We start from the raw sequence: 15,976 nt of genomic DNA, 5'->3' as shown, positions 1-15,976 counted from the left end.
TAAAATGTAATCGTTACTTACGCGGGTTAATCGAAAATGACACAGTACTTGGGGCAAAAATGGCTGGCTGAAAAATTTCAGCTTGAACCGGTTCAAGCTTTTGCTGTCGTCAGCAAATTAGGCAACACTCGCCGAACGGTGGAAAGTGACGGCACGCGCGAAGAAACATACGTTAAAGTTGATGCCAGACCTAGCTTACGCACAGAACTCACGTTTGCGCTCAAACACGAGGTCGTTAATTTGGAATTCTTCTCGCGCTTGTTTGACGTACTCGACGCAAGTGAGCTCGAAGCATGGCTTTCAGACGAGCCGACGGGCGCGTACGCTCGCCGCGCCGGATTCCTATATGAATGGCTCACTAATCTACAGCTTAACGTGCCGGAGGGCTTGGGCGGAAACTATGTTGACGCCCTTGACTCAGGCACCCATCTCGTTGCAAGCCGGTCAGCCAATGTCCCTCGCTGGCGCGTGAGGGACAACATGCCTGGAACGCGCGAGTTCTGCCCAATTATCCACCGTACCGAGGCGATCAAACAATGGGAAACCTATGATTGCGACGGGGAGCTTGCAAAGCTTGAACGTGAGTTTGGCGCCGATATTCTGATGCGTAGTGTGGTTTGGTTGTCCATAAAGGAAAGTCGAGCAAGCTTCAAGATCGAACACGAAGATCGCCACGTCGATCGAATAAAGAGGTTTGCGGCTGTCATGGACCGTCGGTGCGGTCAGGACGGAGATCCACTAACGCTGGATTCGCTAGGCCAGCTTCAGGCTGACATCCTTGGGATGGCAACGCGATATGGATTGCGCAAATCGCCCGTAATCGTCGGCCACACAGCGGGCTTCACAAATGTCGTCGATTACATTGCACCGCACTGGCATCAAACGGAACAGATGCTCGATGGCTTACGCACCACAATGCGTCGAACAAAAGGAATGCCGTCCATTTTAAGGGCGGCAATTGCCTCATTTGGTTTTGTCTATATCCATCCAATGTCGGACGGGAACGGACGCATCTCAAGGTTCCTGGTAAATGATGTGCTACGTCGTGATGGGGCAGTGCCAGCGCCATTCATCATTCCTATTTCTGCGACGATCACTGACAACTCACGCGAGCGCATTGGTTATGATCGCGCCCTTGAAGTGCTCTCCAAACCACTGATGCTTAAGTACCACAGGCAGTGTGATTTCGGTACGCGGAACACTTATGACGATGGGATCGAAAGTGATTTTACCTTCGACGCATACGAAGATGCCTTACCAACTTGGCGTTATCCCGATCTCACACAACAGGCGGACTTCCTTGGCCGCGTCGTCCGGATGACCATCGAAGTGGAGATGAGTAAGGAGGCTAGCTACCTGCGCGATATCGAACGTGCCAGACATAATGTAAAAGACTATCTCGAGGGACCTAACAGTGATATCGACCAAATAATCCGCTCCATACGGGACAATGGCTGGATGCTCTCAAACAAGTTACGAAAGGCGTTTCCAATGTTGGAGGATCCTCGACTTGCAGAGTCCATCATCGACGCCGTTCGAGCAGTGCTAGATCCCGACTACCTTGAAGTCATAGACGATGAGGATAAAGCTGATTCACCTGGTCATTCTAAGTAAACTTCCGGGAAGGTGAGCACCGCGTGCAGTTTGCCAATCTTGGTCCAGATGTTCCCGACGCGCTCTTTCAGGCGCACGAAGATGGGAAAGTTGTGTTTTTCTGCGGCGCCGGAATCGCTCTCCAAACCGCTATTTCTGCAACTCCGCTTGCAACTGGTTGCGCAGCTTCGGATCGAGCTTCTCGATCGCTTTGCTCAGTTTTTCAGCATTGCGCAAGGCCAGCGTCTGCTCCGGCGTCAGCTGCTTGGCCTGCTCGATCACCGGCGCCGGCGCGGGTTTGGAAAACACCGCCTGCGCGCCAACAACGATCAGCGCACTGAGTATGGCGATACCGGCGGCCGCCCCCAGCAACCGCAACTCGCGCGGCGTGATCGCGGGCGACTGCGTGGCGATCGGTCGCACCGGACCGGGTGGCGTCGGCACGTAGCCGGCATTGGCGGCTGACGGGGAGGGCGCCGGGCCCTCGTCGGTTGCGTCCGGCGCCGCCGTTTTGCGCGCCGACTCCGCCGGCAGCCCGCCCGCCAGCCGCGCATGCTGCGTGAGCTCAAGCGAGGCCGCGTCGATGGCCGCGATATGCCGCCCGACCGCTTCCTCCAGCACCGCCTCGTTCAGCGCCACCAGCGCAAAAATCGGGTCGTCGATGTCGATCTTGACGCCGGTTTTTTCAAATACCAGACTCCGCAGCTTTTGTTGATCCATGGCCGCTTACCACTCGACCTTGTCGAGCTGCTCGAACAAGTCGCGGAACACCACCTTGATGCGCTGCTTTTCCATGACGTTGAACTTGTCGCTTTCGCGTACCTCGTTGGCGGTCAGGCGCGCCGTGTTCATCTTCTTGATGTCGGCGCCGAAGGTGTCGGCGTTGCGGGCCGACAGCACGATGCGCCCGCGCACGCGCGACGAGTTGTCGGCGTAGGTTTGCGATTCGGTGAACTGCTTGCCGGATGCCGATTGCAGCAGCCCGAAGTGTTCGTTTTCCCACAGCACCAGTGGCACCTTGGTGGCCTTGGCGGTCGAGACGAAGCCCATCGCCGTGTCGTGCAAGGTGTCGCCGCCGCCGACGATGGTGTGGATGTAGACCTTGCGGCCTGATTCTTCCAATAAAGCGAAGCAATCGTTTTCAAGCAAATAGCCCATCAGCGGCGAGAAGGTGTTGGCGCCGTTGTCGATGACGCAGTTGCCTTCCTCTTCGAGGATGTCGATCATCAGCGCGTCGAAGCGTTTCGGATCGATGGTGCGGCTGTCGGTCATCACCGGCACGTGCTTGACCTCCATCGCCTTGTAGCGCGAAAACGTGGCGTTCTCCTGGTCGGTGTCGTAGCAGCGCAGCGGCTGGCGCTGCGCTTCCAGGTCGCCGGCGGCGTCCTTGCTGGCGAGCCACTGCGCAAGGATGGTCGACACCAGCGTCTTGCCGATGCCGCCTTTACCCTGGAGAATAAAATGTACCGTGTTTTGCATCGAAATCACCCCTGAATCTGCATGGAATAGGCGCACCATCGCGCTCGAACGCATCGAGAGTAATTGTTTTGTGGCAGGAAGGCAACCATCACGAAAGTGATGGCGCCATCAGGGCGATGAAACCAGGTTAATCAATAAAGCGCAGCAGGCCCTGCAAGGCGTGGATCACGGTTTGTTCGCGCACCGCCTTGCGGTCGCCGCTGAAGACCAGGCGTTCGGTGTGGACGGTGTCGGCGTTGGCCCAGCCGAAGCAGACGGTGCCGACCGGCTTGCCCGGCACGGCGCCGGTCGGGCCGGCGATGCCGGTGGTCGAGACGGCCAGATGGGCGTTGCTCGAACCGAGGGCGCCGCTCGCCATCGCCGCCGCCACCTCCTCGGAGACGCTGCCCATCTGCGCGATCAGCGCGGCCGACACGTCCAGCAGCTCGCTCTTGGAGGCGTTGGAATAGGCGATGAAGCCGCAGTCGAACCACGCGGTCGAGCCGGCGATCTCGGTGATGGCCTGCGCCACGCCGCCGCCGGTGCACGACTCGGCGGTGGCCAGGATCAGGCCCTTGTCCTGCAGTGCCTTGCCGACCTGCGCGGCCAGGTCGAGGATGGTGCTAGCGTTATCGGATGTCATCTCGGTGCTCATGTAAACTCTCCTTCTGAAGCGGCGTTCGGGAGCCGGCTGGGATATCCCGCTGGGCGTGCTGCCACTGTACCATGCAGATCACAATCGTTGCCAGCGATGCACCGCTGATTAACGGCAACCCTAACTTTGCATAAAAACATTAGACCGGCGATTTGAACTTGCGTACACTCAATAGCACTGCGTAGCGTGCTCTGCCCAAACACCGCGGAACGCGCACCAGACAAGCAAGCCGAAGTCGCTTGCGGGAAGAAATCGGACTGATCCGGCCAGAACGCCGGTTCAAGAGCCCACGGAGGCGCATCCCATGATCAGCCAGACTGATATTTTTCATGCACGCATCTTGATCGTCGACGACCAGCTCGTCAACGTGGAGCTGCTGGAATTCCTGCTCAAATCGACGGGCTACAAGGCCGTCACGTCCACCACCGACTCGCGCGTGGTGGCCGACTGGCACAGCCGACACCGGTACGACCTCATCATCCTCGACTTGCAGATGCCCGGCATGGATGGCTTCGAGGTGATGGACGCGCTGCGCCCGCTCGAGGCCGATTCCTGGCTGCCCGTGCTGGTGGTCACGGCCCAGCCGGACCATAAACTCAAGGCGCTCGAATCGGGCGCGCGTGATTTCCTGAGCAAGCCGATCGACCCGGTCGAGGTGCTCACGCGCATCCGCAACATGCTCGAGGTGCGCCTGCTGCACCGCGAGGCGCGCAACTACAGCGTGCGCCTGGAGCAGACGGTGCGCGAGCGGACGGTCGAACTGCAGCGCTTCCGCAGCGCCATGGACGCCACCGCCGACGCCATTTTCCTGCTCGACGCGGCCACCGCCGAACTGGTCGACGTCAACGACGGCGCCTGCCGCATGCTCGGCTACCCGCGCGACGAGATGCTGGGCCAGACCGCCAGCCGGCTCGGCCTGGGCACGCAGGCGCTGCTGCGCGCGCAGGCGCACCGGCTCGACGACTACGCCGCCGCCGTCGGCAAGGCGCGCGCGCCGGAGCTGGCCGAACTCGAATTGATGCGGCGCGACCTAATTTCGGTGCCGGTGGAGATTTACTGGCAGCTGCTCACGCGTCCCGGCCAGTCGAACGTCATGCTGGGCGTGGCGCGCGACATCAGCGAGCGGCGCCACTCGGAGGAACTGCTGCAGCACATGGCCCATTACGACAGCCTGACGGGTCTTCCCAACCGCACCTTGTTCTTCCAGACCCTGGCCGACGCGATCTCGCTGGCGCAGGAAAAATCGTGGCGCATCGTGGTGCTGTTCATCGCGCTGGACCGCTTCAAGAACATCAACGATTCGCTTGGCGCCGCGCTGGGCGACGAGTTGCTGCGCCAGTTCAGCAACCGGCTGGTGCAATGCGTGCGCCTGCGCGACACGGTCGGGCGCATGGGCGGCGACGAATTCGCGCTGATCCTGTCGATGCCGCGCGACCAGCAGGACGCCGTCCACACGGCCAACGAGGTGAGGGAGGCGCTGCGCCTGCCGTTCGATTTGAACGGCCACCCGGCGGTGCTCAGCGCCAGCATCGGCATCGCCATGTATCCGGACGACGCCACCGACCCGGAAACGCTGCTGAAATACGCCGACACCGCGATGGAGCGCGCCAAGCAGGCGGGCCGCGACGGCTACCGCTTCTTCACCGCCGGCATGAACGTGCAGGTGCTGGCGCGGCTGGACATGGAGCTGGCGCTGCGCCGCGCGCTCGACAACGACGAACTGCTGCTGTACTACCAGCCCAAGGTCAACCTGCACACCGGCGCCATCGCCGGCGCCGAGGCGCTGCTGCGCTGGCAACGGCCCGGCTTCGGGCTGGTGTTCCCGTCCGAGTTCGTGCCGGTGCTGGAGGACACGGGCCTGATCGTGCGCGTCGGCGCCTGGATCATCGACGCCGCCTGCAAGCAGATCGGCGCCTGGCTGCGCAGCGGCGTGGGACCGGTGCGCGTGGCCGTCAACGTCGCCAGCCGCCAGTTCATCGAGGGCGACCTGGAACAGGTGGTGCGTTCGGCGCTGGTGCGCCACGAGGTGCCGCCGGAACTGCTGGAACTGGAGCTGACCGAAACCGCGCTGATGTCCAACGCCGAGCGCACCATCATGGTGCTGACCAATCTGAAGGCGATCGGCATCAAGGTCGCGATCGACGATTTCGGCACCGGCTACTCGTCGCTGGCGTACCTGCAGCGCTTCCCGATCGACAAGCTCAAAATCGACATCGCCTTCGTGCGCGAGATCACCACCAATCCGAACGACGCGGCGATTGCCACGGCCATCATCAGCATGGCGCACAGCCTCAAGCTGCGCGTGATCGCCGAGGGCGTGGAAACGCGCGCGCAGCTCGAATACCTGCGGCGCAGCCGCTGCGATGAAATCCAGGGATATTTCTTCAGCCGTCCGGTGGCGCCGGCCGACATGGCGGTGCTGGTCGAATCGGGCCGCTGCCTGCCGGTCGATCCGTCGGCGCCTAACCAGCCGGCGCAAACGCTGCTCATCGTCGACGACAATCCGGATATTTTATGGTCGCTCGACCAGCTGTTCCAGCGCGACGCCTACCAGATTTTGACGGCCGGATCGGCCAGCGAGGCGTTCGAGCTGCTGGCGCTGCACCCGGTGCAGGTGATCCTGTGCGACCAGCGCCTGCCGGGCATGAACGGCACCGAGTTCCTCGGCCAGGTCAAGGACATGTATCCGGAGACGATCCGCATCATCCTGTCCGGCTACATGGGGCTCGACGCGGTGCTCGAATCGGTCAACCAGGGCGCCATCTACCGTTTCTACACCAAGCCGTGGGACGACACCCAACTGCGCGACAACATCCGGCTGGCGTTCCACCACTACTGGCTGATGCACGGCAGCGGCCTGCGCGCCGGTCAGCCGGACGAGGATGTGACCGCGCTTCAGGACGTGAAGTGATCGAAGCCGGCGAGCTTGAGGTCTAGCGGCTGGCCGGCGGCGTCCACCAGGCGCAGGCCCGGCGCCGCCTCGATGCTGCCGACGCGCGTGACCGGCGTGGCCACGCTGCCGGCGGCCGCGATGACCGCCGCGCGGGCCGACGCCGGCGCGGTGAAGCACAACTCGTAATCGTCGCCGCCGGCGGCGGTGAACCGGCGCCGCAGCTCCTGCGGGAAGGCCGTCAGCGCCTCGCCCGGGGGCAGCGCATCCACGTTCAAGGTCGCGCCTACGTTCGACATCGACAAGATATGACCGAGATCGCCGACCAGGCCATCGGAGATATCGACTGCCGCGCGGGCGATGCCCTGTTCGCCTAACACGGCGCCCAGTTCCACCCGCGGCACCGGCGTGTGCATGCGCACCGACGCCGTATGCAGAATGGTCGCGTCCAGGGATTGTTCAAGGCGGTAGCCGGCCAGCGCCAGGCGCGCGTCGCCCAAGGTGCCCGACACCCAGATATCGTCGCCAACCTGCGCGGCGTTGCGGCGCAATGCCTGCCCCGGACGCAGCTCGCCGAATACGGTGATGCAGATGGTCAGCGGACCTTTGGTGGTGTCGCCGCCTATCAGCTCGATGTTGAAGGCGTCGGCCAGCGCGAACAAGCCGTGCGAGAAGCCGGCCAGCCAAGCGCGATCTGCCAGCGGCAGCGCCAGCGCCAAGGTAAAGCCGACCGGCCGCGCGCCCATCGCCGCCAGGTCGGACAGGTTCACGGCCAGGCTTTTGTGGCCCAGCCGGAAAGCGTCCTCGCCGGCGAAGAAGTGGCGGCCCTCGACCAGCATGTCGGACGAAATCGCCGTCTGCATGCCGGGGGTAGGGGTGAGCAGCGCGCAATCGTCGCCGATGCCGAGCGTGGCCCGGCCCGGCTGCTGGGGGCGCTGAAAGTATTCTTTGATGAGGTCGAATTCGGAGATCATGGCCTATTGTACCCAGCCGGCTGGCGAAGAACACAAAAAACGCGCGCGGCGCCGTCGCGCCTATAATTCATTCCTGCGCGGAATGCCCGGTATAGCGGCAAGGCGCATCGCTAGGGAAACCGATGGATCGACTCACTTTGATGGAAACCTTTGTCTGTACCGTGGAGACTGGCTCATTCTCGGCCGCCGCGCGCAGACTCGGCGTGGGCCAGCCCGCCGTTTCCAAGGCGGTCGCACAGTTGGAGGACCGGCTGCAAACCCGACTGCTGCTACGCTCGACGCGCGGCCTGACCACGACCGAATCGGGGCAGGCGTACTACGAATTCGTCAAGCGGGCGATTGCCATGGCGGACGAGGCCGATGCTGCGGCGCGCGACGCCAGTGCGGGCCTGACAGGAAAGCTGCGGGTGTGCGCCGCGGTCACTTTCGCGCGCCTGCACGTTATCCCGCATATCAAGCGCTTCCTGGACAGCCACCCGGGGCTCGACGTCGAGGTCATGCTCGACGACAGGAATATAGACCTGCTCGAACATGGCATCGACGTGGCGTTGCGCATGGGCGAGCTCGGCGATTCATCGATGACCGCGCGCCGCATCGCCACCGGACCGCGCACGGTGGTGGCCGCTCCTGCCTATCTTGCCGGGCGCGGCGTGCCGAAAGTGCCGGCGGATCTGGTCCGGCATGAGGCGGTGGTTTACCTGGCGGATGCCGGTGGCGACAACACATGGTCCTTCGAACGCGACAGCACTCAGTTGTCGGTCGCCGTCAACGGCCGGCTGCGCGTGAACGCGGCCGAAGGCGTGCGGGCGGCTGTGTGTGGCGGCGTCGGCCTGGCCATTGTCTCGGAGTGGATGTTCGCGCCAGAACTGGCCAGCGGCGCGGTGGAACGCGTGCTGGCCGATTGGAGCCTACCGTCGATAGACTTGTGGGCGGTCTATCCGTCCGGCCGTTTGGCCAGCGCCAAAGCGCGTGCGTTCACGGCCTTTGTACAGGAGATCATGGGCGGTGATGCGCCAGCGCTAGAGTGAGCGGCCAATGGATCAGGTGCTGGTTAGCAAACTCTGCAGCACTGGCAGCATGCTGTCCGGTTCCGGTCGCAGCGTGTAGTCGGGGTTGACCTCGGCATAGGCGATGACGCCATCCTTGCCGATCACGTAGCGGGCCGGCATCGGCAGGGTCCAGGCCGGGTCGTCGTTGAAGGCCGGCAGATCGTTCTTCAAGCGCTTGTACAGGTCCACCAAGTAGTCTGGCAGTGCGAAGCGAAGGCCGAACGCGGCGGCAATATCATTGTGCGTGTCGCTCAGGATAGGGAAGTCCAGCTTGTTCTGTCGCTGCGACTTGCGGCTGTTGGCGGCCGTTTGCGGCGAGATGGCAACCAGGTTGGCGCCCACGGCCTTGAACTGCGGCAGCGTTTCTTGCAGTGCCTGCAGTTCCAGGTTGCAGTAGGGGCACCACACGCCCCTGTAAAAGCTGACGACTAGCGGCCCTTGCGCCAGCAGGTCTGTGGACGAGACCTGCTGGCCATCCGGATCGTTGAGGGTGAACACGGGCGCGCGGTCGCCCGCCTTCAGCGCGCGGCCGGCTTGGCCGGATTCGATCAGTTCGGCGGTGGCGCGTTCCATCACGGGGTGGATTTCCGCAGGTGCGAAGTAAGGGGCTTTGCCGCCCTTGAAGTCGGCCTTGAATGCGTCGAGTTTTGCTTGTAACGTCATGACTGGTTTTCCTTTGGGTGCGTTATTTACAGTGTCGGCGCTGCGGGGAAGTCGACCGGCACCCGGGTCAGCGCATGCAGGTAGTTTGTGATGATCTTGTCGCCGATGACCATCACCGCATCCACCAGTTGGCCCTCCATATAGCCAGCGGCGAAGAAGGCGTCGACCAGCGCCGGTTCCGCTTGGCCACGGCGCTCGGTGGCGCTTTTCACCAGACGCGCCAAGGCATCGAGCTTGGCGTCGAACGGCGCGCCACCCCTGCGGATGGCGATGATCTGCTCGGGAGTGAAGCCGGCCATGGCACCGAGCGCGCTATGGGCTGCCAGGCAGTATGCGCACTCGTTGACCTGGCTGACCACGAGGTTGATGACTTCGCGCTCTTTCGCGTTCAGCGAGCTTTTACCGTTCTGCAGCGTGAGGTAATTGCCCAGCGCGCTTTCGGAGTGTGCCAGCGTGGCGTACAGGTTGGGCACCATGCCCAAGCCCTTTTGGAGTTTTTCGAAAATGGCTTGGTTGGCGGGCGAGACGGTGGCAGCGGTCGGGATGGTGAAAGTTTTCATGGTTGGTCCTTGGAGGTTAATGTGGGTTGCGACAGGACGAACTATGAAGTTGTTTAGTCTCTCAGGGTAGGAAGGTGGCCGGCATACGCTTTATTCCTCCGACAGTAGAACTGTGATTGGCGAAGCGGCCGTCGATGCCCGGCGTGACCGCGCCGGAACTTTCTGGGGAACCGGTCAAAATATTCATAATCTCAATCAGTAAGCGTGTATCAATAGCTAAACTGAATTATTAATCAAATGTGACTATATTGAAGCTATTGATAGCCTAAAGCTGCTAAAAACACCAAAAATTCGGCCAATTGCCCTCTGGAACAATAAGTTCTGCCAATAACCGTCATCACCGTTGGTGAAAATACCTACTTAAATGAAAGAATTGGTCTGATAAAATCGTAAGCTTTCCGACCGCACAAACAGGAAGGCAGCACAGCATGGATTCGTCATCTGAGAAAAAAGAAGAAATTCGTCAACAATTGCGCGTCGCCGCGCTCGAGTACCACGAGTTCCCGACCCCAGGCAAAATCAGCGTTACGCCGACCAAGCAACTGACCAACCAGCGCGATCTGGCGCTTGCCTACTCCCCCGGTGTGGCCGCCCCGTGCGAAGAAATCGTCATCGACCCGGCCGCCGCCTATAAATACACCGCGCGCGGCAACCTGGTGGCCGTCATCACCAACGGCACCGCCGTGCTGGGCCTGGGCAACATCGGCCCGCTGGCCGCCAAGCCGGTGATGGAAGGCAAGGGCGTGCTGTTCAAGAAGTTCGCCGGCATCGACGTCTTCGACATCGAAATCAACGAGCTCGACCCGGACAAGCTGGTCGACATCATCGCCTCGCTCGAGCCGACCTTCGGCGGCGTCAACCTGGAAGACATCAAGGCGCCCGAGTGCTTCTACATCGAGCGCCAGCTGCGCGAGCGCATGAAGATCCCGGTCTTCCACGACGACCAGCACGGCACCGCCATCATCGTCGGCGCGGCCATCATGAACGGCATCCAGTACGTCGGCAAGGATATTAAAAACTGCAAACTGGTGGTGTCCGGCGCCGGCGCGGCCGCGCTGGCCTGCCTGGACCTGATCGTCGACCTCGGCTTCCCGCTGGAGAACATCTACGTCACCGACCTGGCCGGCGTGGTCTACAAGGGCCGCACCGAGCTGATGGACCCGGACAAGGAACGCTTCGCGCGCGACACCTCGGCCCGCACCCTGGCCGAAGTGATCCCCGACGCCGACATCTTCCTCGGCCTGTCGGCCGGCGGCGTGCTCAAACAGGACATGGTCAAGGCCATGGCCAAGAACCCGCTGATCCTGGCGCTGGCCAACCCGAATCCGGAGATCCTGCCGGACGACGTCAAGGCCGTGCGCGGCGACGCCATCATCTGCACCGGCCGTTCGGATTATCCGAACCAGGTCAACAACGTGCTGTGCTTCCCGTACATCTTCCGCGGCGCACTCGATTGCGGCGCCACCACCATCACGCGCGAGATGGAGATCGCCGTGGTCCACGCCATCGCCGAACTGGCGCACGCCGAACAGTCCGACATCGTCGCCACCACCTACGGCTTCACCAACCTGTCGTTCGGCCCCGAGTACCTGATCCCGATGCCGTTCGATCCGCGCCTGCTGATCAAGATCGCGCCGGCCGTGGCCAAGGCGGCCGAGGATTCCGGCGTCGCCACCCGTCCGATCAAGGACCTGCAAGCGTACGCCGACAGCCTGCAGCAATTCGTCTACCGCAGCGGCACCTTCATGAAGCCGCTGTTCCAGGTGGCCAAGAAGACCGATATGAACCTCAAGCGCATCGTCTACGCCGAAGGCGAAGAGGAGCGCGTGCTGCGCGCCGTGCAGGTCATCGTCGATGAAAAGCTGGCGCGCCCGATCCTGGTCGGCCGTCCGGCCGTGCTGGAGACGCGCATCGCCAAGTTCGGCCTGCGCCTGAAGCACGGCGTCGATTTCGACGTCATCAACCCGGACCACGACGACCGCTATCGCGACTACTGGCAGACCTACTACGACATGACCAGCCGCAAGGGCGTGACGCAGGAATACGCCAAGCTGGAAATGCGCCGCCGCCACACCCTGATCGGCGCCATGATGATCAAGAAGGGCGACGCCGACGGCATGATCTGCGGCACCTTCGGCACCACCCAGCTGCACCTGCACTACATCGACCAGGTGCTGGGCAAGCGCGAAGGCGCCTGCGTGTACGCGGCGATGAACGTGTTGATCATGCCGGAGCGCCAGCTCGTCATGGTCGACACCCACGTCAACGAGAACCCGAACGCCAACGAACTGGCGGCCATCACCGTCATGGCGGCCGAGGAGATGCGCCGTTTCGGCCTGTCGCCGCGCGCCGCGCTGCTGTCGCATTCGAATTTCGGTTCGTCCAACAGCGAGTCGGCGCAGAAAATGCGCGCCGCGCTGGCGCTGGTCAAGAAGCTCGATCCGACCCTGGAGATCGACGGCGAGATGCACGGCGACACCGCGCTCGACTCGAAGCTGCGCCACGCCATCATGCCGGAATCGACGCTGACCGGCGACGCCAACCTGCTGGTGGCGCCGAACATGGACTCGGCCAACATCGCCTACAACCTGGTCAAGACGGCGGCCGGCAACGGCATCGCGGTCGGCCCGATTCTGCTTGGCTGCGCCGAGGCGGTGCACATCCTGACGCCGTCGGCAACCGTGCGCCGCATCGTCAACATGACCGCGCTGTGCGTGGTCGACTCGGTGGCCCAGCGCAAGGTCTAAGCCGGAGTACCCAACCGTGACGGCCCGCCGCGCGCGGGCCGGCGATACCGGTCCCGCTCCGCCAGGAGCCGGGCCGGTTTTTTTTTGGGCGCCGACACGCTGTAACAGGATGTAATTTATGTAATGTCGGGCCTTGCGCGAGCCGTCCCGTGTGACGGTCCTGTTACAATACCGGACAATTTTTATCTTACAATTTGCAGCCACACACCATGACGAAAACAAAAAAAGCCCTTATTACGGGCATCACCGGGCAAGATGGCGCTTATCTGGCCGAACTGCTGTTGGAAAAGGGTTATGAGGTCACCGGCACTTATCGTCGCACCAGCTCGGTCAACTTTTGGCGGATCGAAGAACTGGGCATCCAGTCGCACCCCAAGCTCAACCTGGTCGAGTACGACCTGACCGACCTGGCGTCGAGCATCCGCCTGATGCAGACGGTGCAACCGGACGAGGTGTACAACCTGGCCGCGCAAAGCTTCGTCGGCGTGTCGTTCGACCAGCCGCTGACCACCGCCGAGATCACCGGCGTCGGCCCGGTCCACCTGCTCGAGGCGATCCGCATCGTCAATCCGAAGATCCGCTTCTACCAGGCGTCGACCTCGGAAATGTTCGGCAAGGTGCAGGCCGTGCCGCAAAAAGAAGATACCCCGTTCTACCCGCGCAGCCCGTACGGCGTGGCCAAGCTGTACGCCCACTGGATGACGGTGAATTACCGCGAGTCGTATGGCATCTTCGGCTCGTCGGGCATCCTGTTCAACCACGAGTCGCCGCTGCGCGGGCGTGAATTCGTCACCCGCAAGATCACCGACTCGGTGGCCAAGATCCATCTGGGCCTGCTCGACGTGCTCGAGCTGGGCAATATGGACGCCAAGCGCGACTGGGGCTTCGCCAAGGAGTACGTCGAAGGCATGTGGCGCATCCTGCAAGCTGACGAGCCGGACACCTTCGTGCTGGCCACCAACCGCACCGAGACCGTGCGCGATTTCGTCAGCATGGCCTTCAAGGCGATCGATGTGACGATCGCGTGGAGCGGCGCGGCCGACAACGAGATCGGCACCTGCAAGAAAACCGGCAAGGTGCTGGTGCGCGTCAATCCGAAGTTCTACCGCCCGGCCGAAGTCGAGCTGCTGATCGGCGACCCGGCCAAGGCCACCGAAAAGCTGGGCTGGAAACCGCAAACCACGCTGGAACAGCTGTGCCAGATGATGGTCGAGGCCGACCTGCGCCGCAACAAAGCCGGCTTCTCGTTCTAAGGTGGGCACGGTGACGGCGGCGCTGGAGGGCAGCGAGGGCACCGGCAAGCGGGCCTTGATCACCGGCCTGTCCGGCTTCACCGGCCTGTACGTTGAGCGCGAACTGCGCGCGGCCGGCTATGAAGTCTTCGGCACCGTGTCGCCGGACGGCGCGCAGGCCGAAGGGCGCTATCCGGTCGACCTGAACGACCGCGCCGGCCTGGCCGCCGTGGTGCAGCAGGTGCGCCCCGATGTGGTGGCGCATTTGGCCGCCATCGCCTTTGTCGGCCACGGCGACGTCGAGCAAATCTACCGCGTCAACGTCGCGGGCACCCGCAACCTGCTCGAGGCGCTGGCCGGCCTCGATAAGAAACCGTCGGCGGTGCTGCTGGCCTCGAGCGCCAACATCTACGGCAACACCGACGTCGGCGTCATCGGCGAGGACGTGCCGGCCGCGCCGGCCAACGACTACGCCGTCAGCAAGCTGGCCATGGAATACATGGCGCGCCTGTGGCAGGACAAGCTGCCGCTGATCGTGGTGCGTCCGTTTAACTACACCGGCGTCGGCCAGCACGAGAACTTCCTGCTGCCGAAAATCGTCTCGCACTTCCGCCGCCGCGCGGCCGACATCGAGCTGGGCAACCTGCATGTGTGGCGCGACTTTTCCGACGTGCGCGCGGTCGCCCGCGCCTACCGCGGCCTGCTGGCCGCGCCGGCCGCCGCCGGCAAAACCTTCAACATCTGCTCGGGCCAGGCCTATTCACTGGGCGAGGCGCTCGACATGATGGCCGACATCGCCGGCTATACAATCAACGTCCACGTCAATCCGGCCTTCGTGCGCGCCAACGAGGTGGTGCGCCTGGTCGGCGACAATACCCGCCTGGTCGCCGTCACCGGTCCGATCGCCGCGCCGCCGCTGGCCGAGACGCTGCGCTGGATGTACGAAGCATGAGTGGCGCACCCCGGGTCGGGCTGTCGACCACGACGGCCGAGCCGGGACTGAGCGGCGGCCGGCCCGACGGCATCGGCGTCTACAGCAGCGCCCTGCTGCGGCACCTGCCGCGCGCCGGCGTCGAGGTGCTGCCGTTTTCGTTCGCCCCGCCCGGCCAGGCCGGGCGCCTGACCGTGGGCCGCGCGCTGCCGCTGTCGTATCCGCTCGCCACGCTCGGCGACCTGATCCTGCCGTCCAGCGTCCACCTCAACGTCAGCCGGCTGGCGCCGGCACCGCTGGACCTGTTCCACGCCACCGACTACCGCATCGTGCGCATGGATTGCCCGGTGGTGGCGACGCTGCACGACGCGCTGCCGATTTCCCACCCCGAGTGGTGCAGTCCGAAGATGCGTCGCCTGAAGAACTGGCTGCAGGTCAAGGCGACCCGCAAGGCCCAGCATGTGATCACCGGCTCGCACTATTCGATCCGCGAGTTGGTCGACTGCTTCGGCGTCGACGAGCGCCGCATCAGCGTGGTGCACCACGGCATAGGCGCCGAATGGTTCGAGACGCCGGCCGCCGCCGAGCGCGACACGACCTTGGCGCAATACGGCCTGCGCGCCGGCTACTTCCTGTTCGTCGGCACGCTGAAGCCGCGCAAGAACATCGGGCGCCTGCTGGATGCCTACCTGGCGCTGCCGCCGGTGCTGCGCTCGGCGCGCCAGCTGGTCGTCGTCGGCGCGCCCGGCTGGCGCAGCGAGGACGTGGTGGCGCGCCTGAAGGCGGCGCGCCAGAACGGCGAGAACGTGGTCTGGCTCGACCAGCTGACCGACCACGGCCAGCTGCGCCACCTGTACGCCGGCGCCGGCGCCTTTATTTTTCCTTCGCTGTACGAGGGTTTCGGCCTGCCGGTGGTCGAGGCCTTCGCCAGCGGCGTGCCGGTGGCCACCTCCAACGCCACCTCGCTGCCGGAAGTGGCGCAGGGCGCGGCGCTGGAGTTCGACCCGCTGTCGGTGCCGGAGATGAGCGCGGCGATGACCGCCATCGTGCGCGACGACGCGCTGCGTGCCCGTTGCATCGACGCCGGCCGGCGCCGCGCGCTCGAACTCACCTGGGACGAAGCGGCCCGCCGCACCGCCGCCGTGTATCATGGCGTCCTGTCACAATAACGCCCCACCCCTGCCACGCCGGCCGGCGCCGCAGGGCGGCAACCCCCACCACATC

The 15,976-nt window shown here is 63.4% G+C and carries 14 protein-coding genes; 7 read left to right on the top strand and 7 right to left on the bottom strand.

Annotation, left to right across the window (positions count from 1 at the left end):
* Positions 1-36 precede the first annotated feature (36 nt).
* Entirely contained in the window at positions 37-1,614 is a 1,578-nt protein-coding gene (locus tag NHH73_28365) for a Fic family protein (GenBank protein ID USX26426.1), read from the top strand.
* On the opposite strand, the gene NHH73_28360 is transcribed toward NHH73_28365, so the two are convergent.
* The 4 genes from NHH73_28360 to NHH73_28345 form a co-directional block, all read right to left on the bottom strand.
* Positions 1,602-1,739 carry a hypothetical protein gene (locus NHH73_28360; protein USX26425.1) on the bottom strand — a complete coding sequence of 46 codons (138 nt, stop codon included), beginning with the start codon at positions 1,737-1,739 and terminating at the stop codon, positions 1,602-1,604. The genes NHH73_28365 and NHH73_28360 overlap by 13 nt on opposite strands.
* Positions 1,740-1,743: 4 nt before the next feature.
* Entirely contained in the window at positions 1,744-2,313 is a 570-nt protein-coding gene (locus tag NHH73_28355; protein USX26424.1) for a hypothetical protein, read from the bottom strand.
* A 6-nt stretch (positions 2,314-2,319) separates the two neighbouring features.
* Entirely contained in the window at positions 2,320-3,072 is a 753-nt protein-coding gene (locus NHH73_28350) for a hypothetical protein (GenBank protein ID USX26423.1), read from the bottom strand.
* A 127-nt stretch (positions 3,073-3,199) separates the two neighbouring features.
* Positions 3,200-3,706 (bottom strand): CinA family protein, encoded by a 507-nt coding sequence (locus tag NHH73_28345; protein USX26422.1) that lies wholly within the window; start codon positions 3,704-3,706, stop codon positions 3,200-3,202.
* Between the two features lie 304 nt (positions 3,707-4,010).
* On the opposite strand from NHH73_28345, the gene NHH73_28340 reads away from it, so the two are divergent.
* Positions 4,011-6,617, top strand: a complete 2,607-nt coding sequence (locus NHH73_28340; GenBank protein ID USX26421.1) for an EAL domain-containing protein — start codon at positions 4,011-4,013, stop codon at positions 6,615-6,617.
* Here NHH73_28340 and thiL read toward each other — a convergent pair.
* Positions 6,602-7,570: a thiamine-phosphate kinase gene (thiL, locus tag NHH73_28335; protein ID USX26420.1), complete on the bottom strand. Its 969-nt coding sequence runs from the start codon at positions 7,568-7,570 to the stop codon at positions 6,602-6,604. The genes NHH73_28340 and thiL overlap by 16 nt on opposite strands.
* A gap of 122 nt (positions 7,571-7,692) precedes the next feature.
* On the opposite strand from thiL, the gene NHH73_28330 reads away from it, so the two are divergent.
* Complete coding sequence (locus tag NHH73_28330) at positions 7,693-8,598, top strand: LysR family transcriptional regulator (GenBank protein USX26419.1); 906 nt, start codon at positions 7,693-7,695, stop codon at positions 8,596-8,598.
* 12 nt (positions 8,599-8,610) lie between these two features.
* Here the strand turns inward: NHH73_28330 and NHH73_28325 are convergent, their stop codons facing one another.
* A complete protein-coding gene (locus tag NHH73_28325) occupies positions 8,611-9,282 on the bottom strand; it encodes an AhpC/TSA family protein (GenBank protein USX26418.1) in 672 nt (223 codons plus the stop codon).
* A 26-nt stretch (positions 9,283-9,308) separates the two neighbouring features.
* Positions 9,309-9,842: a carboxymuconolactone decarboxylase family protein gene (locus NHH73_28320; GenBank protein USX26417.1), complete on the bottom strand. Its 534-nt coding sequence runs from the start codon at positions 9,840-9,842 to the stop codon at positions 9,309-9,311.
* Between the two features lie 428 nt (positions 9,843-10,270).
* Here NHH73_28320 and NHH73_28315 point away from each other — a divergent pair, with 428 nt between their 5' ends.
* The 4 genes from NHH73_28315 (at position 10,271) to NHH73_28300 (ending at position 15,921) form a co-directional block, all read left to right on the top strand.
* Positions 10,271-12,589 carry an NADP-dependent malic enzyme gene (locus NHH73_28315; GenBank protein USX26416.1) on the top strand — a complete coding sequence of 773 codons (2,319 nt, stop codon included), beginning with the start codon at positions 10,271-10,273 and terminating at the stop codon, positions 12,587-12,589.
* 209 nt (positions 12,590-12,798) lie between these two features.
* Positions 12,799-13,842 (top strand): GDP-mannose 4,6-dehydratase, encoded by a 1,044-nt coding sequence (gene gmd, locus NHH73_28310; protein ID USX26415.1) that lies wholly within the window; start codon positions 12,799-12,801, stop codon positions 13,840-13,842.
* Between the two features lie 10 nt (positions 13,843-13,852).
* Entirely contained in the window at positions 13,853-14,773 is a 921-nt protein-coding gene (locus tag NHH73_28305; GenBank protein ID USX26414.1) for a GDP-mannose 4,6-dehydratase, read from the top strand.
* Positions 14,770-15,921: a glycosyltransferase family 4 protein gene (locus NHH73_28300; GenBank protein USX26413.1), complete on the top strand. Its 1,152-nt coding sequence runs from the start codon at positions 14,770-14,772 to the stop codon at positions 15,919-15,921. Before NHH73_28305 ends, NHH73_28300 begins: the two co-directional genes overlap by 4 nt.
* Positions 15,922-15,976 lie beyond the last annotated feature (55 nt).

It is taken from the genome of Oxalobacteraceae bacterium OTU3CINTB1, assembly GCA_024123955.1.
Classification (GTDB): Bacteria; Pseudomonadota; Gammaproteobacteria; order Burkholderiales; family Burkholderiaceae_D; genus Rugamonas.
Note: the sequence above shows the minus strand (reverse complement) of the source record. Positions and strands in the feature narration are given on the sequence as shown.

Excerpts from the sequence above, each read along its gene's own strand:
- NHH73_28325 (USX26418.1), bottom strand. The coding sequence starts at position 9,282 with ATGACGTTACAAGCAAAACTCGACGCATTCAAGGCCGACTTCAAGGGC.
- NHH73_28350 (USX26423.1), bottom strand. The coding sequence starts at position 3,072 with ATGCAAAACACGGTACATTTTATTCTCCAGGGTAAAGGCGGCATCGGC.
- NHH73_28300 (USX26413.1), top strand. The coding sequence starts at position 14,770 with ATGAGTGGCGCACCCCGGGTCGGGCTGTCGACCACGACGGCCGAGCCG.
- NHH73_28355 (USX26424.1), bottom strand. The coding sequence starts at position 2,313 with ATGGATCAACAAAAGCTGCGGAGTCTGGTATTTGAAAAAACCGGCGTC.
- NHH73_28340 (USX26421.1), top strand. The coding sequence starts at position 4,011 with ATGATCAGCCAGACTGATATTTTTCATGCACGCATCTTGATCGTCGAC.
- thiL (USX26420.1), bottom strand. The coding sequence starts at position 7,570 with ATGATCTCCGAATTCGACCTCATCAAAGAATACTTTCAGCGCCCCCAG.
- NHH73_28345 (USX26422.1), bottom strand. The coding sequence starts at position 3,706 with ATGAGCACCGAGATGACATCCGATAACGCTAGCACCATCCTCGACCTG.
- NHH73_28365 (USX26426.1), top strand. The coding sequence starts at position 37 with ATGACACAGTACTTGGGGCAAAAATGGCTGGCTGAAAAATTTCAGCTT.
- NHH73_28330 (USX26419.1), top strand. The coding sequence starts at position 7,693 with ATGGATCGACTCACTTTGATGGAAACCTTTGTCTGTACCGTGGAGACT.
- gmd (USX26415.1), top strand. The coding sequence starts at position 12,799 with ATGACGAAAACAAAAAAAGCCCTTATTACGGGCATCACCGGGCAAGAT.
- NHH73_28315 (USX26416.1), top strand. The coding sequence starts at position 10,271 with ATGGATTCGTCATCTGAGAAAAAAGAAGAAATTCGTCAACAATTGCGC.
- NHH73_28320 (USX26417.1), bottom strand. The coding sequence starts at position 9,842 with ATGAAAACTTTCACCATCCCGACCGCTGCCACCGTCTCGCCCGCCAAC.